The organism is Tenacibaculum aestuarii (assembly GCF_964510395.1).
Classification (GTDB): Bacteria; Bacteroidota; Bacteroidia; order Flavobacteriales; family Flavobacteriaceae; genus Polaribacter; species Polaribacter aestuarii.
On the sequence record NZ_CAZEFY010000003.1, the window covers coordinates 1,102,105 to 1,127,457 of the forward strand.

Sequence of the window (25,353 nt, forward strand, 5' to 3'; positions counted from 1 at the left end):
CTTACTCTCTTATTTTTCCCTTAAAACAAACACTAAATCCTTTAGTCGTTTGTAAGGTTATTGTTCCTTTAATTGATGCTATCCTTTCTTCCATATTTCGCAAACCATTTTTTCTTCCAGAGAAATTTAGATCAAACCCAACTCCGTTGTCTTCTAATTTTATTTCTAAAGTATTATCAATTAAGTATACTGAAAACAATACTTCGGTTGCATTACTGTGCTTTAGCGTATTGGTCATCGCTTCTTTAAACACCAATACCAATTGTTTGTTCCAGTAATGAGGCAAAATTGCATTTGATTTAGCTACATTATTAACACTTTTAAAGTTGATATTAGAATATTCAAATAATTTTTCTCCAAAATCATTTAAATAAATTTGAACCTCTCTTAGTTTATTGTTTTTATAATCTAACGACCATACAAAATCTCGCATTCCTGTATATAAGAAATTAGCGTCCTTATTAATTTGATGTAAACTGGGGTATAAATCACTTTGTTTTTCAGTCTTTTTTAATGACAAGTTAGACAACATAGAAATACTCGCCAGTTTATTTCCTAAATCATCGTGAAAATCTTGTGCTATTTGGTGGCGCACATTCTTTAAATCTTCTTGCAGTTTTTCTCTTTCTAGAAGTGTTTTTTGAAAAATTTTATTCTTTTTGCGCGCTTTTACAAGTTGATGATAAACTAACAACACTAAAACACCTGAGATACTGAGAATAAACAAGATATAAAACCATAATTGTTGATACCAAGGTTTAGTTATTTCAAACCTATAAGGTTCTGTATAACTCCAATCGCTCAATCCATCTTTATATCTAAAAACAAGCTTATAGTTATCTTCTGTTAAGTTTTTAAACTCTAATTTTTCATTTGAAGTTTCAATCCATAAGTCATCATTTAATTGATATTGAATTTTAATAGTGTTTGGGTTTATAAAATTAATAACAGCAATTCTAAAGTTTGTGTTCTGTTGCGTTATTTTTATATGTGTATTTAATTTTTTTTGAAACGGATATAAGTTATCCATTTTAAAAAGTCCTCTATTACCAGCTACGTATAAATAATTATTATACTCTGTTATTTTTTCTACCGAAAGCGATTTTTGCCCTAAGTTTTTATCAATACTATAAAAATTACCATCTTTTAAAACATTTAACCCTTTTTGAGTTGCTACCCAAAGAATATTATGTGCATCCACAAAAAGATCATTTACATGATTACTTAACAGTCCATTTTTTGTAGTGTATTGAACAACCTCATCATTAAATACTTTATACACTCCATTATTAGCTGCAATCCAAAGGGTATTGCCTTTTTTTTCTATATCAATAAACATATTCGCATCAATTCCTAAGCTTTTAGTCCAGTTTATTAATTCACCTGTAATTACATTGAGTCTAAAAATTCCTAATCGACCAAATACTGCATAAATGTAATTTTCATGTTGAACTGCATTATGTATAAATGATTCTTTTAATGCATGAAACTCTCCTTTACTAACTACTTTGTCGTTTTCTTTTATAACAAACGAAAAACCAGTTATTACAACTGTTTTTTCTGAAAACTTAAAATAATACTGATTGTGACTTTTATTAACCACATGGTACTCCATTAATTTGTCCTTGTAACTTTCATCTAGTTTGTTAGGAACAATTACGTCTATTTCTTTACTGTTTTGAATCTGGAAAGTTTCTGTATGAAAAGGAATTCTTTTTGAAGTAACAACAGTATCATTTTTAATAGCATATATAATGTTAGGCGCTATCGTTATTATATTATCATCTAATGATGCTATATCTCTTAAATTTGGATTTAAGAAATAACTAGCATCATAAAAACTGTTATTCGTATTCAATATTTGATACACCCCATTTCCATAAGTGGTAATCCATAAATTTCCTTTTTCATCAAACAAAAAATCTGATATTGAGCTTTTTATTATTAACTTATCTGAAACATTTGTTATAAAATTATTTCGAACATCGTACGTATACAATTCTCTTAAACCATTAGCTTTATTTATGAAAACAAAATACAATTTGCCTTGATGCAATTGCATTTGTATTATCTTACCTTTTGGCATTTTTAGTTTTCTTTTTTCGAGAAACTTAGTTCCGTCATAAAAAAATAGAGTGGTATATGAGGCTAGTACAAAATAATCGTTCTGCTCAGTAATGGAATGTACACAAAGGTTATCTGTCCCTTTAAAACTTACTTTTTTGTAATTCTTAACATCAAAAGTATACAATCCTTTTATTTGATTTTCCGTAGCAATGTTTAACTCAGAATCGAACACATATAATTTGTCTTTGATAAATTCACAATTAATATCGCGAATTTGCTTTTTAAAGTTGTTGGTTTCTTTTAAAACTAGCTGTTCGTTTTCATAACCAAAAAAACGAGGAAAAGCTCTATGGGTATATAAATTATATAAAACCTGCCTATTAGATACACTAGCTGAATACACCAATGTATCATTCAATTTATAGAGTTTATTTATTTTTGAATAATCTTTTGCTAAAGGTTCGTTTTTAAAAATACTATCGTTTTTTAATACGTGCATTCCTCTTCCCCAAGTAGCTATCAAAAACTGTTTGTTTTTTGCATCTTCTAGAACATCAATAACAAAATTTGAGGTTAATCCTTTTTCACTGCCAAAAGTTGTAAATGTATCACCGTTAAACTTCACCAAACCATCATCAGTACCAATCCAAATATATCCTTGAGAATCTTGAATAATTTGATAGGTTATATCATGCGGTAAACCTTGCTCAGTAGTATAATGTTTATACACCTTGTTTTGTGCACTCAAGTTTAATGTCATTATAAGACACAATAGAAAACTTAAAAAAATAAAACTCTTTACAACTTTCACGTAATCAAAAAATAAGATTACAAATATCTGTAAAAATAAAACTTAAAAATCACCCTTTTTGGGTGAACTCTAATCCTTATAACCGAAATAATTTTGCTAAAAAACTATTCAGTTCAATTAATTATGAAAAATATTTTAAAACTAACCAGTTTACTCATACTACTATTGATAAGCTCATGCAGTAAAGATTCTGCTGACGATGTAACCTCAAACACAAACACATATGCATTACTTAGCAGTGAAATAGGAACCAACGATAACGGAGTTATTCAGTTATGGAAAAATGGTAACATTACTGATATTACAAATAAGGATTCTTATTCTTGGGGGGATAATATGGTTATTGAAAATGGCGATGTTTACATATCAGGATCAGAAAAAGAAGTTGGCGGTAGTGTACAAACGGTAATTTGGAAAAATGGAGTAAAATTAAACTCAACTACTTCAGCAAAAACCAATCTAACTAACTTTGGTGCAAATCAAAAAAATGAAGAAAAGTTAGCTGTTCCAACAAATGCTAACCTAGCAGACTTTACTGTATCAGGAAATAACATATACCTTTTAAAAGATGAATTTGTAGATGGAATTTCTAAAATTGTGATGTACAAAAATGGGCAACCTACAAATATTACTAATGGTTCTCACCGTACCACAGCTGTAAAAATAAAAGTAATTGGATCTGATGTTTATATTTTAGGGCTTGAAGAAAATGAAAGCAGTACTTCTGTATTAAAAGTATGGAAAAATGGACAACCTACCAATTTAACTGATGGCACTAATGTTGCTCGTGCCAATGATATTTTTATCACCAACAACGATGTATATGTTTTAGGTCGTGAGTATAATGGAAGCTACCTGAAACCTAAACTATGGAAAAATGGAGTAGAAACACCTAATTTCATAAGCGATCAGTATTTTTCCCCTACTAGTTTGTTTGTAGAAAATGACAATATATATGTAGCAGGAACAACTATAAAAAATGTTCGTTTAGCTCAACTTTGGAAAAATGGTGAGACAATTAACCTGGGCAGCAATCTTAAATATTCATACTCAAGTAACGTATATGTAAATGACTCAAAAGTATATGTAAGTTTTTTTGAGCAAAATCAAGATGATATATTTGTATCAAAACTTTGGATAGATGGTGAAATAACCGATTTATCTGATGGAAAAACAAATTCTTTTATACAGAAAGTTGTAGTAAAATAATCTATTTCATTTAACTATTTCACAAATTATCTCAGTTGTTTTTTTATTGAATTGTGATTAATTAGTCGTAATACTTTATAAGGGTAAAAGTATTACAGTTTTTAAAGCTCGTTTTCTTTGTAAAACGGGCTTTATTTCTTTTAAAATCACCCTTTTTAGGTGAATATATATATCTATAAATATAATATTTTTACTACAAAATATTATCTAACAAAAAATGATTTCTATAAAAAACACCTTATTTTTTTTCTCTTCAGTTTTAATTTCATCAAGTTGTATAAAGCAGGAGAAAATTCAAAAAATTAATTACACACTACCTTATAAATTTAATTATGAGATAGAAGACAAACTAGCCAAAGATTCTTTACCATGGAAATTCCAAATAGCAGCTTCTGATTATGCTTCTAAAGGAAATTATAAAGACGCTTTAAGAACATGGGATTCTGTTTTTCCTATGAGAGAAAGAATCTATACCTCAACAGAAATAGATTCTATAAAAACCTCTTTTACCCCTGTCAATGCTATAGATTTTATAACTTCGGAAGCAACAAAAACTCAAATTACTATTATTAACGAAGCACATCACAGTTCTTTACATAGAAACTTCACCAAACAACTACTTCAAAAATTATATAACAACGGATACAAACATTTAGGTCTAGAGGCTTTAAGCAATGGTAATGAAAAAGACACTGAGCTTAACACTAGAAAATATCCTATTCAAACAACGGGCTATTACACTAAAGATCCCCAATTTGGAGATTTAATAAGAGAAGCCTTGGCTATAGGGTTTCACATTTTTCCATACGAACAATCCACTGATAAAAATGGTAAGGAAAGAGAAATAGCTCAAGCAAAGAACATACAACAAGTAATTAACAAGTTTCCTAATGAAAAAATATTAATTCATTGTGGTTTTGATCATGCTTTAGAAGGAATACATTCATCTTGGGAAAAAGCACTTGCTGAAAGATTAAAAGAATACACCAACATTGATCCACTTACTATAAATCAAGTTTTGTATAGCGAGAAAAGCAACCCAAAATTCAATCATCCTTTGCTAAAAGTATTTAATATTAATGAACCAACGATTCTTATTAATAAAAAAGATGGAAAACCTATGCCTTATATAAAAAAGGATTCTTGGAGCGATATTGCTGTGTTACATCCTAATACAAATTTTGTAAATGACAAAGCTAATTGGTTAAACAATCAAATACCTATAAACCTAAATAATTATCAATTAACTTATCCAGTAATGGTTCTTGCTTACCTTAAAAACGAAGATATTTCTACTGCAATTCCTGTTGATATAGTTGAGTTAAAAGATAAAAACTCCGCTTGTTTTTTAAACTTAAAAAAAGGAGAATACAACATTGTAATTACTAATATTAAAGACAGTTTTTTACTACATAAAGAAGTAAAGTAACAAGTCTCTCCCATACTCCCCAAACCTTAGATTCTTTGAGAATCTACAAAAGACCAAACAATAATTGTTTGGTCTTTTCATTAACCATATTCTACATATAACAATTGTTAATCGTTATTATTTTAAAAATCACCCTTTTTGGGTGAACTCCTGAGTTTTTTAAAATATAATCTTTGCAAAAAATATAAACTTATAAAATGAGAAAATTAATTTTAACATCTTTAATAGCCTTTGGACTATTTTCTTGTAGTAATGATGATATTACAACAAAACCAAAAAGCGTATACATTGCAGGAGCTGAAAGCAATAGTAACGGACATTTTATTGCCAAAATATGGAAAGATGGCATAGCTCAAAACATTACTGACGGTACGAACGATGCTTGGGCTAGCTCTATACACATAACTGAAAAAGACACCTATACAACTGGTTTTGAGCATAATGTAAATGACATAACAGTTGCCAAAGTATGGAAAAACGGCACCGCTCAAAACCTTACTGATGGCACAAAAGATGCTAGAGCTAATTCCATTTACGTATCAGGATCTGACGTATACACTACTGGTTACGAACTCGGAACCACATATAATGCCAAATTATGGAAAAATGGAGTATCACAAAGGTTACAACATGATAGCTCAAAACATTCATATGCTTATGCTGTTTTTGTAAATGGATCTGATGTTTATGTAGCTGGAAGTGAGAATTCAAGTAATACAAGTATTGGATCTGTTGCTAAAATATGGAAAAACGGCACCGCTCAAAACCTTACTGATGGCACAAAAAACGCTAGAGCTAGGGATGTTTACATAGTAGGTACAGATGTATATGCTGTTGGTCATGAAGGTAATGAAAATGGCTTTTCTGTTGCCAAACTATGGAAAAACGGGGTAGCACAAGATCTTTCAAATGGTACTAAAGACGCATATGCAAATTCTGTTTATGTATCTGGTTCTAATGTTTATGTACTTGGAAGAGAACGCAATGAAAACAATATAAATATTGTTAAATTATGGAAAAATGGTAGCGTTCAAAATCTTACAAATGGCGAACGAAACGCTTACCCTGCCTCTATGTATGTTTCTGGGTCAGATACCTATGTAACATACTATGAATACATAGATGGTGTAAGTGTAATAAAACTATGGAAAAATGGTACAATAACCAATATTACAACAGGTGATAAAGATGCTTCTCCTTCTGCTGTTGTAGTTAAGTAAATATTTTAAATTTAAACTAAAATAAAAAAGCTCGGTTTAAAACCGAGCTTTTTTATTTTAGTTTAAATTTCATTTCTATTGGATAATGGTCTGAAGCTTCACCAAATTCATTTAATACTTTTCCATCAATATATTCTATCGAATTTTCTGTATAAAAAATATAATCAATACGCTCTACAGGATCTTTAGTATCAAATGTATTTTCAGGGTTTTCAGAAGAAAAAGCAGCATTCCCTACATCTTCCATCGAAAATATTTTTTTAATTATAGCTTCGTTGTCTCTTGCTTTTGAGTTAAAATCACCCAATAAAATAGTTGGATACGCTGTTTTATAACTATTGAAAAGATTCAACACATATTCAAACTGACGTACTCGTGTTGCTTTGTCAAATGCTTCTAAATGTAAGTTTATCACCACTACTTCTTTCCCTTCAACAACCACTTTAACCACCTGTACCAATCTATCTAAATACAACGCATCTCTATAAAAAGGGCTATCAGCAACACGCTCCAATACTATTCGCTGGTAATCTTTCAATTCATATTTACTTAAAATTGATTGCCCTGAAACTATTTTACCAAAATGCATGCTTGGTGGCCAATACGGATAAGGCACATAGTGTTCATCCCAATTTACCCCTCTTGCCACATAGTTATATCCTAATTTCGCTATTTCTTCTTCTTGATTCACTTCATACGACCTTGCTGCGTTGTAATCAATTTCTTGAAAAGCCAATATATCTGGATTTACCTTTTTTACCTCAGCAACTACCTTTTTTAAATTTCCTTCAAACAATTCTTTAGGTTTTGCTATAGCTCGGTTATTTGTCATTCCGCTTAAATATCCAATATTATAAGTTACAATACTGTAAACAGAATCAGTATCCAAAGTGGTATCATACTCATGTGTAATTATTTTTGCGTACTCAGCTTCATCCATTGTTGGTGAAGATGCCCAAAAAAAGAAGGTTGCAAACACTCCTATAACTACCAATAAAAATCTTACAGCAATTCTGAAAATAGACTTCATAAAAAACTAAAAAAATGTTAAAAATGCTTTCAAATTTAAACTTTTTTAATCTCGCTTGGTCTTAGAATCGTAAATAATTACAAAACCTTAAATTTTTATAAACATGAAAAAATTATTAACAGTATTGGTTTTAGCGGTTGGATTTACCGTTACTACTCAAGCACAAAAAGGAGATAAAGGTAAACGTGAGCAATTAACGGTAGAACAACAAACAGAGTTAGAAGTTAAAAAAATGACGTTGAAGTTGGATTTAACTGAAGCTCAACAAAACCAGATTAAACCTTTAATAGCTAAAAAAGTAGCTGAAAGAAAAGAAATGTGGGCTAAGAGAAAAGCAATGAAAGAGAGCGACAGTAAGCCTACTTCGGAAGAGCGTTACGCAATGAAAACCAAAATGCTAGACAAGCAAATTGCATACAAAACTGAAATGAAACGCATTTTAAACGAGCAACAATACGAACGCTTTGAAAAAATGGCTGCAAGAAAAATGAACAGACACAAAAAGAAAGGTGACCGCAAAATGCATGAAAAAAGAAAGCATCAAAAAGAAAACAAAAGCGATAAGTAATATCGATTTATAGTAGATTAGTTTTGATTGAAAAAGCCCTGTTTTAGTTTTAAAACAGGGCTTTTATTTTTTATTTACTCTTCTTTAAACCAACTTGAATATTTCACATAATTGTTGGCTATTCTATCAATCTCTCCGGAAATGAGTTCTTGAGAAATATCTTTTACTTTTTTAGCTGGAACTCCTGCATACACACTTCCACTTTCAATATGCATATTTTTAGTAACTACAGCACCTGCAGCAATGATAGAATTTGATTCCACCACGCAATCATCCATAATAATACTCCCCATACCTACTAACACATTATCATGTATCGTGCATCCATGCACCAAAGCATTATGACCAATAGACACATTATTCCCGATCGTTGTTGGTGATTTTTGATACGTAGCATGTATAACCGCCCCATCCTGTACATTCACCTTGTCTCCCATTTTTATATAATGTACATCTCCTCGAATTACAGCATTAAACCATACACTACATTCTTTTCCCATTTGTACATCTCCCACAATAGTAGCATTTTCTGCTACATAACAATCTTCTGGTATTTGTGGGTGTTTTCCGTTTACAGATTTTATAATTGGCATATATTTTTATTTAAAAAATGATAATAGATTTGCTTTTTTAGAGGATGAAACCATAATCTCTTTTCCATTTGATAGTATCACGCTTCCTCCCTTTCCTTTTTTGTATTTTGTTATCTCATTAACGTTTACTAAAAACGATTTATGAATACGTGCAAAAGAATTATCTTTTAGGATATCTTCAAAATATTTTAGTGTTTTACTTACTAGTTTTTTAGAATCTTTAAAATACACTTCGGTATAGTTATCATCTGCTTTGCAAAACACAATATCATGGATATTTACCACCTCAAAACCATCTTGTTGTGGAATGGTTATTTTTCCATTGATTGCTGTTGCTTTGGGTGTTAAAATAGCATTCTCTAACTCATTTTCTTTTTCTTTAATTTCTGTAACTAGTCCTACCGCTTTTATCAGTTCATCTATAGAAATAGGTTTTAGTAAATAATAGGTTGCTTGATTATTTAACGCTTCAATAGCATAATGATCATAAGCTGTAACAAATACCACTTCAAAAGTTCTATTCTCTACTTTTTCTAATAAATCAAACGCATTTCCAAAAGGCATTTCTACATCTAAAAACACCAAATCTAATTCATGTTTTTCTATTAACTTTTGTGCATCCTCAATATTACTTGCTTCTCCTAACAATTCTACATTAGGGCAATATTTGGCAATATAATTTCGTAGAATGTCTCTACTGATTTGCTCATCTTCAACAATAATTGCTCTTATTTTCATAATCCCTTTAATCTTTTTTTAAGGTCAACTCAACTTTGGTTCCGCTTCCATCTTCAAAAGCATCTGAAACAGCAACCATGATTTTATCTTGATACATATCATTGAGAATGGCTATTCTTTTTTTGATAGTGCTCATTCCTTTCGATTTTTGTTTCAACTGATTCTTAGTTTTCATTTCCATCGATTGTTGTCTTCCTACACCATCATCTTCAATTAAAATTTGAATTGAATCTGAATCTTTATAGGTCATAGAAATATTCAAACTTCCTTTTTCTTTTTTATATCGAAGTCCGTGCCAAATCGCATTTTCTATATACGGTTGCAACAACATAGGCGGAATTGAATATTCGTCTAGTGATATGCTTTTATCTATATCGATACTATAATCGAACTTATCCTTAAATCGATTGTGCTCCAACTTTACATACAACTCTAACAATTCTATTTCTTTGGTAAGCGGAATAAAATCTTCATCTGAATTTTCTAAAACTGCACGCATCAACACCGAAAATTCTGACAGATATCGGTTAGCACTTCGCTCGTCACTCACTGCAATAAAACTGTTGACTGAATTCAATGCATTAAAAATAAAATGCGGATTCATTTGTGAACGCATCGACTTTAATGCTAGTAAGTTATTGGCTAGTTTTTGTTGTTTGTTCGTTCTGAACATAAAGTACACCAACAAAATCATCAATAAAAAACCAGCTACTAATGAATAAATAACCCATTGTTGACGCTTGTTACTTTCCTGAACCAACTGCTGATTCTTATAAGCTAAACTAATTTTACTTTCACTTAACTCCTTATCTTTTTCTAAGCTTGCTATTCTATTCTGGTTATCCAAAATCCGCTTACTAAAACGCTTTACCTGTTGAATTTCCTGTTCTTTTCGCGAGTATAATGTGTCCACCAACGTTACGTAATCTTGATAAGTTTCAAAGGCTTTTGTATAGTCTCCAACATTTTCATATACTTCAGATAATCGTTTTGTGGCATCTTTTTGAATAATTAAATCCTCATTTTTATCAGCGTCTTCAATACTCTTTTTTAAATACGGAATTGCTTCTTTATACTCCGCTTTTTGCATGTACGCATTTCCAATTTTATAATTGATTTTTTGCGAAGTAATCGAATCGACCAAAGATTCATTATTTTCAGCTTCAACAGACATATCTTCTGCTTCTTTCAGACTCTCTTTTCGAAGTTGAATTTCTTCATCATATCGCTGAGATTGATTGTAAAAATCGGCTACTTTTTGCTGTTCCTTTAACGAGCGTTTTTTATTTTCTTCGGATGCTAACCTTAATGAGTTTTGATAATAACCATCTGCTTTTTGAGTATTTCCTTGCCCAGCATATACTTCGGCTAACTTCGAATTTAAGTCGGTAATTTTTGGGGTTATTAAATTTGCTTTAGCTATTTCTAAGGCTTTTTCATAATTAATCTTTGCCTGATTATAGTTCTTTTTTGTTAAATACACATCTCCCAAACCTTGATATGCAGATAATTGCTGATAATTATTTAGCTTTCCTTTTAAGGTAGTTTTATAATTTTCTTCACTATCCTTATAGTTTTTAGCCAAATAAGCTGTTTTGGCGAGTTGTAATCGAACAACTGGGTTATCAACTTGACGTAAAGATGTTTGATAATTCTCTATAGCCAAATCGTACTGATTCCAATAAAAATATACATCTGCTAATTCCTTATAAGTAGTTGCTAACCTATTCTTAGACAAATCGTCTAGCAACATTTTCTCAATAAAAGACAAACTTTTATCAATATCTTTCTTTTTATAAAACTCAACGGAATCTAAGTATTGTGGATACATACTAACTCGTTCTTTTTGACTATAAGAACTAAGTTTCGATTTTCTTTTTTGCACAAAACCTTCCACCTGTACCTTAATATCTTCATCATCTTTAATTGTATACAATATCGTCTCAAAACCAGAATGTGACACCCTCAACTGATCTCCTGCTTTTGCTTTTACAGTATAGTTTTCTTTGATATTTGAATAATAAAATACGCGTCCATTAACTTCAACTCTTGCGTCTTTTATAGGATCACGTGTACTTCCATCAATCACTTGAACTTTTACTGAGAATTCTTTAGCTGCTTCACTCTTTACCTGAGAAAAAGCAGTAGAAAAACTCAATAAAAAGAGTACACATATTATGTAATATACTTTATTCATACTTTATTTCTTACTGTAAACATACTCACAAAAAGCCACACAGAAAAACGTGTTTCCTTTCTAAACACTATAAAAGACAAGCAAAAAACACAGTTTACTCATTTAGTAAACCACTTTACTAAACTAAATAGGCAGTTGACTCATTCTTGATTTTTTAAGAAAAAAGTTGGAAGTAGTTTTGAGTAGAAATTGACCACTATCAAACTTTTAATCCAACGAATAACTAAAAACAAAAAATTATGAAAACGCAGGCATTAAAAGCATTTTTTATTTGTGTACTATTAATAGCATCAAGCACTTACGCAAATGTATTCCAACCTAAAAAACCAACTAAAAAGCAAACTGTAAAAGTTGCTTTACTACTAGACACTAGTAATAGTATGGACGGACTCATTAACCAAGCAAAAGCTCAACTATGGGAAATTGTAAATGAACTATCTTATGCTAAATGCAACGGTATTACTCCTAATTTAGAAATAGCACTCTACGAATATGGAAATTCTAATTTATCATCAAGAGAAGGCTACATTCGACAAGTTTTACAATTTACAAGCGACTTGGATGAAATTTCTGAAAACTTATTTTCTTTAAATACCAACGGAGGTAGTGAATACTGCGGACAAGTAATTCAAACATCTTTAGAGGAATTGGATTGGGGATCAAACAACCGTGATTTAAAAATGATTTTTATTGCAGGAAATGAACCTTTTACTCAAGGAAAAATTAATTACAGAGATGCTATTACCAATGCCAAAGAAAAAGATATTACCATAAATACTATTTTTTGCGGTGATTATAACCAGGGAATTACTGGAAGGTGGCAAGATGGAGCTATTTATGGAGGTGGTGATTATATGACTATCAATCAAAATAAACATATTGTACATATTGTAACACCATACGACAACGATATTATCATCTTAAACAAGCGATTAAACAACACCTATATTCACTACGGAACTTTTGGTTCTTCAAAATACAGTAATCAAGCAAAGCAAGATATGAATGCTGAAAGCTTAGATGAAGCTGTAGCAGTAAAACGTGCTGTTACCAAAAGTTCTAAATTGTATAATAATGCTGAATGGGATTTGGTAGATGCTTCGGAAGAAAAAGAAATCGATTTTACTAAAATTAAAAAAGAGCAACTTCCTAAACAATTACAACATAAATTGGCTAAAGAGATTAAAACTTATGTAGATGAGAAACGCAAAGAACGTACTGAAATACAACAGAAAATTCAGGAATTAAATAAAAAGAGAAAAGCTTATGTTGCCAAAAAACAACAAGAAAACACTAAGAAAAACGAATTAGAAAGCGTAATGATAAAAGCTATTAAAAAACAAGCGAAAAAGAAAAATTACTCTTGGTAATTTGATTGGGGATTTAGTTTGATTAAAGCGGAGCAAAACTCCGCTTTTTTTTATTTTACAAGTAAGTCTTGACCAATACTAATGTTGTTATCCGTCAATCCGTTTACTTCTTTTAATCGTTGTACCGAAATGTTATACCTTCTCGATATAGAATACAAAGTATCTCCTTTTTGTACTTTATGAGATTCCGCCTTATAGCTTGAAGTTTTAGAAGCTAATGATCCGTCAGGTTTAACTCTATCATATTGAGATAAATTGTATTTATTAATGATAGATATTAACTTTTGTGGGTATCTTTTATCTGTTGCATACCCAGCTTTTTTCAAACCATATGCCCAACCTTTGTAATCTGTATGCCTTAGTTTAAATAAACTTGCATAACGACTACGCGTTAACAAAAACTGTGAATGATCTTCGTACGATGTTTCTGGATATTTATATTTTCTAAAACACTCTCCTTTTTCGTCATCATCGTGAGTTACACTATGTCCTTGCCAACCTTTATGACACTTAATTCCGAAATGATTGTTAGATCGAAGCGCTAATGCACTTCTACCACTTCCTGACTCTAATACTCCTTGTGCCAAAGTAATACTTGCAGGTATTCCGTGTTCATGCATTTTCTTTACCGCAATCGGAGCAAACTTTTGAATATAGGTTTCAGTATGATTTACAGTTGTTGTTGCTGGACGCTTCACTTGCTCTAATTGTGGTAACTCTGGAGCTTTTTCTTCTTTAGTGTCCAACACAACCTCATTAGGTGTAGATCTTACCACATTTTTACCTGAACCACAACTTGCCAATATCACAGCACATGCTGCTAATAAAACTACTTTTACCTTCATTAAACCTTGATTAACTCTTGATTTTTATTCTTTAATTTTTGATTTGCTCCGTCAATTCCTTGCAAACCTCCTGTATGAATTGCTAAAATTTTGCTGTTTACAGGAAATTTATCTTTCGAAACCATATCGATAATTCCATACAACAACTTTCCTGTATAAATTGGATCTAACGGAATATTGGTTTGCTCTTTAAACTCATTTATAAAACGAATCAATTCCGGAGTATATTTTCCGTACCCTCCAAAATGATAATCGACTTGCAAACTCCAATTTGTATTTCCTTGTACATAAGGTTGTATTTCATCTACTAAAAAATCACCTTTCAACGCAGGAAAACCAATTACTTTTTGGTGTTCTTTAGCTGAATTTATCAATCCAGAAATGGTTCCTCCAGTACCAACTGCACAACAAATATAATCGAATTTTTCATCTTCATTTGTTAAAATCTCCTCGCAACCTTGTACCGCTAATTCATTGGTTCCTCCTTCTGGAACTAAATAAAAATCACCAAATTCCTTTTTTAATTGATTGATAAATTCTTCGGAAGTTTTATTTCGGTAGGCTTCTCTAGAAACAAATTGGAACTGCATACCATTATCGAACGCATTTTTTAAAGTTTTGTTTTGAGAAAGTGTCTTCATCAAATCCTTTCCTAATTCATCACCTCGAATGACTCCTATAGTTTTGAATCCCGAAATCTTACCTGCTGCTGCAGTAGCTGCAATATGATTTGAAAAAGCACCTCCAAAAGTCAACAAGGTTTCTTTTCCTTGTCGTTTTACTTCTTCAATATTGTACTTCAGTTTTCTGAATTTGTTCCCTGAAACAAATGGATGAATGGTATCTTCTCTCTTTACAAAAAGTTCAATTCCTTTTCTTGATAGAATTGGAAGTTGAATTTGCTGATTTATAGGAGTAGGTATGTTGAGTTGAAAAAGCATTCAGAAAAATTAACACCACAAAAATACAGGTTTAATCTATTTCTAGCTTATATCCTACCCCGTGAATATTGGTGATTTTTATAGAAGCATCCTCTTTTAACTTTTTACGAAGTTTAGAAATGTAGGTATCTAAACTTCTACCTACCACAACGCCATTTTCTTCCCAAACTTTTTTCATCAACTCCTCTCTTTTAATCACTTCGTTGGGTCTGTCAATAAAAATGGTTAACAACTCGCATTCTTTATTAGATAACGGAATTTCTTCCGCTTCTTTAATCAACTTGTTTTGTTCAGGATAAAACGTAAATCTTCCTAAACTTAGCGAATTGTTCAAAGTTGTGTCGGTTATTGTTTTTCTTTTCTTTTTCTGATACACGCTAAAACCAAGAATCGAAATTAAGAGCACGAATCCGTAAAAGAAATATTGATTCTTATTTTCCTTTTTAAGAAACTGGACATCTATAAAATAGCAACTGGTAGGCAACACTCTTCCCTTACAAGGTACAATCGCGTTTTCTTCGCTCTGCATCATCTCGTAACTGTAAGCTACTTCCTCATTCAAACATTCTTTAACCTCAATACGATAGTTGGATGGTAATTCTGATTGATAAAAACTTCTTTTTACAATCGCTACCAAACTATCAGGTGATACCTGCAAATTACTTTGAAAAGTTAATTGATATTTATGTTTGTTTAGTTCTTTTATAGGCAACACCAATGAGGTAGAATCTTGATTGGTTAACAACAATTGATGCCCCACATTTCGCAATGAAACTCTTACTTTTTCAGTAAACTCATTATTGGTTTTACAAGAAATAAGTTGTACTGAAATTAAAAATACACTTATGTAAAAAATAGCTCTCTTACTCATACAACTTACAAATAACACATTTTTTCTCTTCTTTTTAAGAGAATTGACATTTCTTTTACACTTTTTTGACATTTTTTCACCCTTGTCATTCCGACTAGAGGAAAAATACTTACTGTCATTCCGACCAGAGGGAGGAATCTCATTAAAAAGAGTTACATAGATTGTTTAGATTTTTCCCTTCGCTTGAAATGATATTATTTTACTATATTGAAACTCGAAAATTGAAATGAAATAAAATTGCTGAAATCTCCTCTTATCACATCATAACACAGGGATAACAAAACTTTTATTTCTTATATAACGAGTTAGGCAACATTATGAAACACATTATGATTTTTTATTTTAGAATATTTATACTATTTATTTTTCTTCTGTTTTTTAATAGTTGTAATAATAATGAGGATTCAATAAACCCAAGTTCTTCTCCAAATGTTATAACAAATAACCCAAAAAATATAGAATCAATGACGGTAAAATTATCTGGGAATGTAATTTCAAATGGAGGCTCTGAAATTCTAGAAAGGGGATTTTATTGGAGTACCATTCCAAACTCTCATATCAATGGAAATAAAGAAATATCTAATATAGGAGTAGGAGAATTTGATTATACCGTTTCTAACCTAACCCCTAATACTGTTTATTATACAAAAGCTTTTGCGGAAAATGCCTTTGGTATATCTTATGGTGAGGAAAAATCTTTTAATACTGCTCTTAATCAAACTATTCCTAGTTTGGCTACATATAATGTAGAAAATATAGAAACAACATCTGCGATATTTAATGGGGAATTAATCTCAAATGGAAATGCTGAAATAATTGAAAAAGGATTTTGTTGGGGAATTAATCCAAATCCAACTATAGATGATAGCAAAATTATAGCTGATAATAACCAACTTGGTATTTATAATTCAGCAGTCAATGATTTATCTAGAGATACCAAATACTATGTAAGATCTTATGCTACAAACTCTATAGGTACAGCATATGGAGAAGAAATAGAATTTTCTACTCTTAATAATTATTTCATGTTTAATACAAACACAATAATTACAACCTTACATAATACACAAGACAAGGTTATTTATTTTCTAACAATTAATTTAGAAAATTCTGAAAAGAAAATAATTGCATATAATTATGTTACAATGGATGTTATTGCAGAATCAAGTGTTGAATATTATCAAAATTCATTACATACAATTGGAACTTTTAATAATCAAATGGAATTATATATAATTACTACTAATAAAGTGAAAATATTAAACGCTCTAACATTAGAAGAAGTAGAAGAATTAAATGTTCCTGATGCTACTAATGTTTTATCTAGCGTGCAGATGAAAAATAATTTAATTTTTGTAAGTTATTACAATTCTAATCTAGGTTTTAACAAAGTTGCTACATTTAATAGAAGTAATTTGACTTATGTCTCAGAATTCGATAACACTCCAAATAGTGGTGCAATTATTGTATATAATAACAATGTTGACAATAATATTAAAAGCATGGTGTTTCCTCGTTTGTCTAATAGTCAAATATTTAGTGAATTAACTTTTAATTTAAGTGGTACAAATTTGTCGCATAATTATGGTAATTATGAAGGAGGGAGTGATTTAATTAGAACTAACGACAATGCATCCTTTGTGATAAAAGGGAAAGAAGGTAGAATATATCCTAAAAATGACCTTATGAATAATAGCCAAACTTTAAGCGATGGCTCAACCCTTTCAGATTTAACTGACTATTGCATTAGTCCAGATGGAAATAATATTTATACAATTAGAGAACATTATGGTGGAGATCCTTTTAGTGTAAAAAAATATAATACTATAGATTTTAATATTGATGAAATGATTTTCATCAATGAATCAGCTAATAATATTTTTATAGACAATAATCAATTAATTATTATTGATTATGCTAAATTCTCTAATGAAAATGATGTTTATATTTCATTTTATGATATCTAACATTGCCTAACAATATGTATATTCAATTGCTAACTTCTTGCCTATTTTGGAAAATCCTCGCTGATTTTCCATTCAGTAATTATTTGCTATTTTAGTGCTTAAACCACGCAACTGTAACATACACAAGTCCGTTACCAGTAATGTAAAAACATCTCGCTAAAATTCACCAGATGAATAACAAACTGAACATATTTTGTAACATTAAATAAAAAAACACACTAATTGTTTAATGATAAATGACATAATATTTCAAATTAAATACACTTTTTCTCAAATAAAATTCAACCGAAAAAAAGAGTTAAACTTAAGATTAAAAGAATCATTTGGAAAACTGAAAGATGACTCTTTTGACTTTGATTACATTGAAAAATACTTTAGAAATAAAGATAATTCAAAAGCATATCAAGTATTATCTGACAAAACTTGTAACGACTTGGATTTCGATGATTTGTTTATGTTTCTTGACCGAACTAATTCTAAAGTTGGTCAACAATACCTTTACAATAATATTCGGACAATACAAGTAAATGAAAAGCAAACCAAGCTAAACGAAGAAATAATAAAGCAATTATCCGAAAATCCTGAATTAAGAATTTCGGTTCAAAAAAAGCTTGAAAAATTAAACCATAAAGATGCGTATTATATATCCTCTTTATTTCAAGAAGAGCATCTTAATCCTCCAAAATGGTTCTTTGCAATAAAATTATTGTCGTTTGCTAGTTTAGTCTCACTTGTTTTGGGCTTTTTTAGCCCTATATTTTTCATAGTTCTATTAGCTATTTTTTGCGTGAATTTTGTGATTCACTATTGGAACAAAAATAATTTAGTTCAATATACAGGTTCAATTCCACAGCTTTTAAAACTTAATAATGTTGCATCACATTTATTTACCAACTCATTATTTAAAAAATTAAATCCTGACTTACCAAAGTCAATTAAGCTAATAAATGAAGTTGAAAATAGAATGTCTTTTTTTTCACTCGAAGCCAAACTTCAAGGAGAATTTGAAATTATAGCTTGGTTTGTATTTGAGATTTTTAAAACAATGTTTCTGCTTGAGCCTTTGTTGTTATTTGGTGTTTTAAAAAGACTAAACACAAAAAGAGAAGAAATAGAAAGTGTTTTTAAATTTGTTGGGCATATTGATATGTTAGTTTCCATAGCTTCTTTAAGAAAAGGACTTGAAACATTTTGTTTGCCAATTATTAATGATAGTGATAAAATTATTGCTAAAGATATAAGTCATCCTTTAATTTTTAATTGTACAACTAACAGCATTGAAATAGCTGAAAAATCCTTGCTACTTACAGGCTCGAATATGTCTGGAAAAACTTCTTTTATTCGTGCCATTGGACTAAATGTGATAACTGGACTTACAATTAATACTTGTTTTGCAAAATCAATGACTTTTCCTTTATTAAAAGTGTTTTCGGCTATCCGGATAAGTGATGATTTGATGAACGATAAAAGTTATTATTTTGAAGAAGTGTTAACCATCAAGGAAATGCTTAAAGAGAGTGAAAATGGAAATAAAAACCTCTTTCTTTTAGATGAAATATTTAAAGGCACAAATACCGTAGAGCGGATTTCTGCTGGAAAATCTGTTTTATCTGCTTTAACAAAGAATAATAATAAAATACTAGTTTCAACCCATGACATAGAATTAACCGATATGTTATCGGATGAATACGAATTGTATCATTTTAGTGAAACAGTAAATGATAACAACATCGGTTTTGATTACAAACTAAAAGAAGGAAAACTAAAAAATAGAAATGCAATTAGAATACTTGAAATTAATGATTACCCAAAAGAGGTTGTTAAAGAAGCAATCGAAATAGCCAAAGAATTAGACAAAACATTTTTATCAAAGAACAGTACTTCAAACTTAAAATGTATAACCGCAACTACGCCCGAATCCACTAGGAATTGCTAACATCAATGCTAAACCGAAAACTGACAGTTATACGAACCGTAGCCAATACTTAAACACGCTGTCAATAAAATTTTACATTTTATTGACACAATTTTACAATTGAAAACTCTCAAAGAAAACTCATTATCATAAGTTTGGGATACAAATAAAATACAAATGAAATTTACTTTAAAGTTTGCGTTTATTATTTCAACTTTCTCAATGTTAGTTGCGTGTGGAGTCAACACTAAAAAACAAATTCCTACTGAAGAATCGAGTTCTTTTTCTAATCATAATAAAAAGCTATCCATCGTTCAAATGTTCAAAGAGAATGAACATCTACCAATGAAAGAAAGGATTGAACTATTTTATAAACTTAAAAAAGAAAATCCAAATAGTTATGACTTTGAAAATGAAGTTGCTTTAAATTTTTATGGCTATCAAAAGCTTTGGAACAATGAGGATCAGGATGCTTTTTTAATTTTCGAAATGATCGTTTTAGAATTTCCTAATTCGTCAAATGCCTATGATAGTTTTGGTGAAATATGTCTTAAAATAGGAGAAAAAAATCAGGCTTTAATCAATTACAAAAAGTCACTTGAATTAAACCCCGACAACTTCAATGCCGAGGATCAAATAGCATACATACTTAATCCAAAGAAAAAACCCGAAAATAGAGCTGCTAAGTTTTCGAAAGTGTATAAAGCAGAAGAGTATCGCCAAGATTTAGATCAATTGGCAAAAAAAATAACAGTAACTCACCCAAACGTTTTTAAATTCATTTCTGAAATAGACTTCTGGAAACTTATTGAAGAAAAGAAAAAGTTGATTACAGCAACAACAACATTCGCAGAATTTATTTGGCATTGCGATGAAATAATTGCCTCCGTTAATTGTTCGCATACATCGGTAAGCGGCTTTTATCAGGAGCTGGAAATGCTACCCACAGCGTTGAGTTTTCCTCTGCAAACTCGTTGGATAAACGACCGGTTATTTGTCATTGATCCGATGAACAATGAAAATAACGTGAAAATAAAAACTGAAATAACAAGTATAAATGGAGTACCTACAATTGATGTGTTAAAAGAAATATACAAGCATTTACCATCACAGGGATACATTGAAACAACTAAACGACACTTGTTCAATGTATGGTCAACCTGCTTAATTCCTTATGCAATGAATTTTCCTGAATCATATAGCATAACACTCAATGGAAGTTCTGAGCCAATTGTATTAAATAAGGCGCAGGAAAAAAGAATACAACATAAAGACCCTTCCATTCAGCACTGTGAAAAAGATTTATGCTTAGATTTTTACGACAATGACAAGACAGCCATATTAACATTAGGATCATTTAACTATTATAAATTCAGAGGTAGTTACACGTATTTTAAAGATTTTATTGACAGCTGCTTTCTTAAAATCAATTCAAAAAAGAGCAAGAACCTTATTATTGATGTTAGAGGCAACGGAGGTGGATCTCAATCAGCCAGTATTCATTTGTTAAGGTATTTACTAGATACCCCATTTACTTATTATTCCAACGTTCAGTTTGAAGGAAAAAAAGAAAAAATAGAAGGAGAGGAATCCGTTAGTCCGTATAAAAATAGGTATCAGGGTAAACTGTTTTTTTTAATCGATGGAGTGGGTAATTCAACCACAGGTCATTTTATGTCCATTGCAAAAGAGCTTAAACTTGGGACAATTATTGGTGAAGAATTGGGATCTAATCAGTTTTGTTCAGCTGGAGGGAAAACATTTAGGTTATCTCATACAAAGTTAATATACACAGTTGCCGATAACACACACGAATCAATGGCAACCTCTCTTCCTGACGAAACAGGAATATTACCTGATATTTATATTACACAAAGTGTAGACGATTTTTTAAACAAGATAGATACAGTAAAGGAGTATACCTTAAAATTAATTGATGAAAATGAAAAATAGAATTTTTGTTATAACGTTCATCATATAGTCTATAATGGTATTTGGACAAATAGTAATTCCTTCTGAATTTGATTTTGTCAAATGGTTTGAAAATGGAAAAGCTGAAGTAACTTATAATGCGCAAGAATATCTCAATTTAGAAGACAATAAAAGAGTTGAAAGTGATGAATGGTTTTTAATTGACCAAAAAGGACAGAAATTAAAATAAAAAAGGCACCACAACACCATTTATAATTCATTACTACCGATTTTCCTCTCGGAAAATTTTCGCAATTTTGTTAACTTAGTTTCTTAACCCGAAAGTCCGTAGGATTTTCACGCAAAGAAACTATACACAAACCGTTACTACACATTTGAATATGACAAAAAAGTTACTGATTATAATAATTTCGGGAATTCTCTTTCATTCATGTCTAGAAAGAAAAAAATCTAATTCGATTGATAAAATAGCTGAAGAAAGGAAATGGGATATTGAAAAATTAAACAATAGAGCTGTTCAACACCTGGATACTACTAAATGGGACATAAAGCTATTTAATCAAGACATTGAAACATACAATAAGTATTCTGAAATTTTTCAGAGTTATCCTTTAAACAAATCCCCTTTTCCTGTAGCTGAATATAACTATGCTGTATCCAGTATTCCGTTTTCAATTGAAAAGGACTCTACAGTTTTTAAAGGTGTTAGAGTTGGAGAATATGAAAACCCCGAAAGCGAAAAAATAATCGATAAACTAACCTTACTTATTTTAACAAATAATAAGGATGCAGAAGAAACAACATTGGTTGATTCTCGGAATTATCCGTATTTAACTGCGCAAGGAATATTTAAAGTAATAAACAATGAATTTGACTGGGTATTTTCCGCAAGTCCAGATGGATTTTCTACCTTACTTATAAATATGAAACTTTTTGATTTAAGATTTGGAGAAACTATTATAATTTACCCTCAAATAAACAAATCATTCCTTTACGAACAAATAAAAGATTCACCGAATAATTATGGTAATTTTGAAGACTTCAAGAAATCAATAATTAATAACCCAAAAGTGAAGAAACAACTGATTTCCGAAAAAAATATTAAATACTAATATTGGGGCTACTTGAAAAACAAAAAAAATGAATAAAGAATCTTTCCTTAGGGAATTTATGGAGGAAGTTTGGAATAAAAAGAATTTTCAAAAAATTAACCAATATATTCATAACGAATATACAATCCATCTCGATCAAGACGATCCTTGGGAAGGAAAAACATTATCACATTCCGAATTTAAAAATCGTATGATAATAGGGTCTTTCCAACCATTTCCTGACATGAGATTTGAAATAACTTCTGCTATTGAAGAAGAAAATTGCGTAGCGGTGACTTGGGTTTTAACAGGAACAAACCTTGGGAAAATCGGAGAACACCCTCCAACTAAAAAAGCCATTAATACAAAAGGAATTACCATTTATCATTTCAAGAATAATTTGATAAGTGGTCATACTCAAGTTTTCGACAAAAAAACAGTTATGAAGCAATTAGGATTTTTATAAAAAACTAAAAATATTTATTACATACATTTAAAAACTAGCCACCTGTTCTTCTACTAGTTCCCACTCTTCCATTAACTCGTCTACTTTTGCTTTTTTGGCTTTGTAGTTTTCAAAGAAGTTAGGGCGAGAAGAAACTTCATCGTAGTTCTGAGTGAGTTCTAAATCTATTTTTTCAATTTCGGCTTCTAAATCCGCTATTTGGTTTTCAATTTTATTGAGCTTGTTTTTTAACTTTTTTAGTTCCTTTTCTTGCTCTTTCGATAATTGATACGCTTCTTTTTTAGACGTATCTTTTTCGTCTTTTACCACCGTTCTTTTTTCAGCATCACGCAAACTTTCCATTTTGTGTTGCTCTAAGAAGTAATCGATATCCCCTAAATATTCTTTTATTTCTCGGTCTTTAAATCCGTACACAGTTGTAGTTAACCCTTGTAAGAAATCACGATCGTGAGATACTACGATTAAGGTTCCATCAAAGTTCTGTAAGGCTTTCTTTAATACATTTTTAGAAGCAATGTCTAAGTGGTTGGTAGGCTCATCCATTATCAACACGTTAAAAGGCGACAATAATAACTTACACAAGGCTAAACGGTTTCGTTCTCCTCCTGATAGTACTTTGGCTTTTTTATCTACCGCTTCTCCACCAAATAAAAAGGCTCCTAACATGTCTCGTACCCGCATCCTATTACTATCTGTAGCAGCGTCTTCCATAATTTCCAACACCGTTTTTTCAGGTGGCAATTCTTCGGATTGATTCTGTGCAAAATAACCTATCTCTACATTATGTCCGAGTTTTAAACTTCCTTCAAACGGAATTTCCCCCACCATCATTTTCGCTAAAGTAGATTTTCCTTGTCCGTTTTGACCTACAAAGGCTATTCTGCTATTACGCTCAATGAGTAAGTCAACATCTTTCAACACCTCTTTTTCTCCGTAGTTCTTCGTTAAGTTTTCAGCCTCTACAATAATTTTACCTGGTTCTTTTGAAATTTCAAAACGAACATTCATTACTGCATTATCATCTTGATCAACCTCAATACGCTCTACTTTTTCCAGCTTTTTAATCAGCGATTGCGCCATAGCTGCTTTACTAGCTTTTGCACGGAATTTTTCTATCAACTTTTCAGTATGTTCTATTTCCTTTTGTTGATTTTTCTGTGTTTGCAACTGCTTTTCTTTGATCTCAGCACGTAGTTTTAAGAACTCAGAATATGGTTTTTTATAATCATAAATCTGTCCTAAAGAAATTTCTATAGTACGATTGGTTACGTTATCTAAGAACATTTTATCGTGAGATACTAAAACGATAGCTCCTGCATAATTCTTCAAAAAGTTTTCTAACCAAATAATCGACTCGATATCTAAGTGGTTGGTAGGCTCATCGAGTAATAAAATATCGTTGTTCTGAAGAAGAAGTTTTGCGAGTTCGATACGCATACGCCACCCACCAGAAAAGGTATCAGTCAACTTATCAAAATCTTCACGTTGAAATCCTAATCCTTGCAAAATCTTTTCGGTTTCTCCTTGGTAATTATATCCACCAAGCAACTCATAACGTTCTGTTTTCTCGTTTAAATCAACAATTAATTGATTATACGCTTCACTTTCATAATCAGTCCTTTCCGCTAATTGACGGTTGATTTCATCAAGTTCTAGTTCAATTTCTTTAATTTCAGTAAATGCTTGGTAGGCTTCTTCTAAAATGGTTCTTCCATAATCAAAATCAATATCCTGACGTAAAAAACCGATACGTACCTCTTTATCAAATGCCAACGTACCACCACTACTTTCAATATCTTTTGCCAAAACTTTAAGTAGCGTAGATTTACCTGCTCCATTTTTTCCAATCAATCCAATACGATCTCCTTTAATTAATTTAAAGGTGATTCCAGAAAACAAATCTGTTCCCATAAAGGAAACTGATAAATCGTGTACGTTTAACATAATTTTAGCAAATTACCAAGGTTTTGTAACTGTGGTTACAAAATACTGTTTTATTTTTGTTGAAATTTGTGCAAACTTACAAAAAGCAAAAGTTAATCGAACTTAATATCTATAAGAAATGTTTGGAAAAGGAAGTAAATTATACAGTA

At 30.7% G+C, this 25,353-nt stretch carries 20 protein-coding genes; 11 read left to right on the forward strand and 9 right to left on the reverse strand.

Annotated features, from left to right (window positions below):
• Position 1: 1 nt before the first annotated feature.
• Entirely contained in the window at positions 2–2,815 is a 2,814-nt protein-coding gene (locus ACKTSU_RS11330; protein ID WP_408036492.1) for a sensor histidine kinase, read from the reverse strand.
• Positions 2,816–3,001: 186 nt separating this feature from the next.
• Here ACKTSU_RS11330 and ACKTSU_RS11335 point away from each other — a divergent pair, with 186 nt between their 5' ends.
• The 3 genes from ACKTSU_RS11335 to ACKTSU_RS11345 all read left to right on the forward strand — a co-directional run bounded on the left by ACKTSU_RS11335 (position 3,002) and on the right by ACKTSU_RS11345 (position 6,736).
• Complete coding sequence (locus ACKTSU_RS11335; protein ID WP_408036493.1) at positions 3,002–4,087, forward strand: hypothetical protein; 1,086 nt, start codon at positions 3,002–3,004, stop codon at positions 4,085–4,087.
• A gap of 217 nt (positions 4,088–4,304) precedes the next feature.
• Positions 4,305–5,516, forward strand: a complete 1,212-nt coding sequence (locus ACKTSU_RS11340; RefSeq protein ID WP_408036494.1) for a hypothetical protein — start codon at positions 4,305–4,307, stop codon at positions 5,514–5,516.
• A gap of 197 nt (positions 5,517–5,713) precedes the next feature.
• Positions 5,714–6,736: a hypothetical protein gene (locus tag ACKTSU_RS11345; RefSeq protein WP_408036495.1), complete on the forward strand. Its 1,023-nt coding sequence runs from the start codon at positions 5,714–5,716 to the stop codon at positions 6,734–6,736.
• A gap of 52 nt (positions 6,737–6,788) precedes the next feature.
• Here ACKTSU_RS11345 and ACKTSU_RS11350 read toward each other — a convergent pair whose 3' ends face one another.
• A complete protein-coding gene (locus tag ACKTSU_RS11350) occupies positions 6,789–7,766 on the reverse strand; it encodes an endonuclease/exonuclease/phosphatase family protein (RefSeq protein ID WP_408036497.1) in 978 nt (325 codons plus the stop codon).
• A gap of 103 nt (positions 7,767–7,869) precedes the next feature.
• Here ACKTSU_RS11350 and ACKTSU_RS11355 point away from each other — a divergent pair, with 103 nt between their 5' ends.
• Positions 7,870–8,334 carry a Spy/CpxP family protein refolding chaperone gene (locus ACKTSU_RS11355; RefSeq protein WP_408036499.1) on the forward strand — a complete coding sequence of 155 codons (465 nt, stop codon included), beginning with the start codon at positions 7,870–7,872 and terminating at the stop codon, positions 8,332–8,334.
• Positions 8,335–8,408: 74 nt separating this feature from the next.
• On the opposite strand, the gene ACKTSU_RS11360 is transcribed toward ACKTSU_RS11355, so the two are convergent.
• From ACKTSU_RS11360 to ACKTSU_RS11370, 3 genes are read right to left on the reverse strand one after another with little or no spacing between them, the layout of a single operon-like run.
• Positions 8,409–8,927: a gamma carbonic anhydrase family protein gene (locus ACKTSU_RS11360; RefSeq protein WP_408036500.1), complete on the reverse strand. Its 519-nt coding sequence runs from the start codon at positions 8,925–8,927 to the stop codon at positions 8,409–8,411.
• A 6-nt stretch (positions 8,928–8,933) separates the two neighbouring features.
• Positions 8,934–9,665 carry a LytR/AlgR family response regulator transcription factor gene (locus tag ACKTSU_RS11365; protein WP_408036502.1) on the reverse strand — a complete coding sequence of 244 codons (732 nt, stop codon included), beginning with the start codon at positions 9,663–9,665 and terminating at the stop codon, positions 8,934–8,936.
• A gap of 7 nt (positions 9,666–9,672) precedes the next feature.
• The gene (locus ACKTSU_RS11370; RefSeq protein WP_408036503.1) at positions 9,673–11,862 is read right to left on the reverse strand and encodes a tetratricopeptide repeat-containing sensor histidine kinase; all 2,190 of its coding nucleotides are present in this window, start codon (positions 11,860–11,862) and stop codon (positions 9,673–9,675) included.
• Between the two features lie 239 nt (positions 11,863–12,101).
• Here ACKTSU_RS11370 and ACKTSU_RS11375 point away from each other — a divergent pair, with 239 nt between their 5' ends.
• Positions 12,102–13,232 (forward strand): vWA domain-containing protein, encoded by a 1,131-nt coding sequence (locus ACKTSU_RS11375; protein WP_408036504.1) that lies wholly within the window; start codon positions 12,102–12,104, stop codon positions 13,230–13,232.
• Between the two features lie 50 nt (positions 13,233–13,282).
• Here the strand turns inward: ACKTSU_RS11375 and ACKTSU_RS11380 are convergent, their stop codons facing one another.
• From ACKTSU_RS11380 to ACKTSU_RS11390, 3 genes are read right to left on the reverse strand one after another with little or no spacing between them, the layout of a single operon-like run.
• A complete protein-coding gene (locus tag ACKTSU_RS11380) occupies positions 13,283–14,077 on the reverse strand; it encodes a glucosaminidase domain-containing protein (RefSeq protein ID WP_408036505.1) in 795 nt (264 codons plus the stop codon).
• Complete coding sequence (locus ACKTSU_RS11385) at positions 14,077–15,018, reverse strand: 1-aminocyclopropane-1-carboxylate deaminase/D-cysteine desulfhydrase (protein WP_408036506.1); 942 nt, start codon at positions 15,016–15,018, stop codon at positions 14,077–14,079. Before ACKTSU_RS11385 ends, ACKTSU_RS11380 begins: the two co-directional genes overlap by 1 nt.
• A gap of 31 nt (positions 15,019–15,049) precedes the next feature.
• On the reverse strand, positions 15,050–15,961 hold the full coding sequence (locus ACKTSU_RS11390; protein WP_408036507.1) for a winged helix-turn-helix domain-containing protein: 912 nt from the start codon (positions 15,959–15,961) through the stop codon (positions 15,050–15,052).
• A 392-nt stretch (positions 15,962–16,353) separates the two neighbouring features.
• On the opposite strand from ACKTSU_RS11390, the gene ACKTSU_RS11395 reads away from it, so the two are divergent.
• The 6 genes from ACKTSU_RS11395 (at position 16,354) to ACKTSU_RS11420 (ending at position 23,260) form a co-directional block, all read left to right on the forward strand.
• A complete protein-coding gene (locus ACKTSU_RS11395) occupies positions 16,354–17,856 on the forward strand; it encodes a hypothetical protein (protein ID WP_408036508.1) in 1,503 nt (500 codons plus the stop codon).
• 229 nt (positions 17,857–18,085) lie between these two features.
• Positions 18,086–19,792: a MutS-related protein gene (locus ACKTSU_RS11400; protein ID WP_408036509.1), complete on the forward strand. Its 1,707-nt coding sequence runs from the start codon at positions 18,086–18,088 to the stop codon at positions 19,790–19,792.
• Positions 19,793–19,948: 156 nt separating this feature from the next.
• Complete coding sequence (locus ACKTSU_RS11405; RefSeq protein WP_408036510.1) at positions 19,949–21,724, forward strand: S41 family peptidase; 1,776 nt, start codon at positions 19,949–19,951, stop codon at positions 21,722–21,724.
• Between the two features lie 34 nt (positions 21,725–21,758).
• On the forward strand, positions 21,759–21,932 hold the full coding sequence (locus ACKTSU_RS11410) for a hypothetical protein (RefSeq protein ID WP_408036511.1): 174 nt from the start codon (positions 21,759–21,761) through the stop codon (positions 21,930–21,932).
• Between the two features lie 151 nt (positions 21,933–22,083).
• Positions 22,084–22,815 carry a hypothetical protein gene (locus tag ACKTSU_RS11415; protein ID WP_408036512.1) on the forward strand — a complete coding sequence of 244 codons (732 nt, stop codon included), beginning with the start codon at positions 22,084–22,086 and terminating at the stop codon, positions 22,813–22,815.
• 28 nt (positions 22,816–22,843) lie between these two features.
• Positions 22,844–23,260 carry an ester cyclase gene (locus ACKTSU_RS11420; RefSeq protein WP_408036513.1) on the forward strand — a complete coding sequence of 139 codons (417 nt, stop codon included), beginning with the start codon at positions 22,844–22,846 and terminating at the stop codon, positions 23,258–23,260.
• Positions 23,261–23,287: 27 nt separating this feature from the next.
• Here ACKTSU_RS11420 and ACKTSU_RS11425 read toward each other — a convergent pair whose 3' ends face one another.
• The gene (locus ACKTSU_RS11425; RefSeq protein ID WP_408036514.1) at positions 23,288–25,204 is read right to left on the reverse strand and encodes an ABC-F family ATP-binding cassette domain-containing protein; all 1,917 of its coding nucleotides are present in this window, start codon (positions 25,202–25,204) and stop codon (positions 23,288–23,290) included.
• Positions 25,205–25,353: the final 149 nt, after the last annotated feature.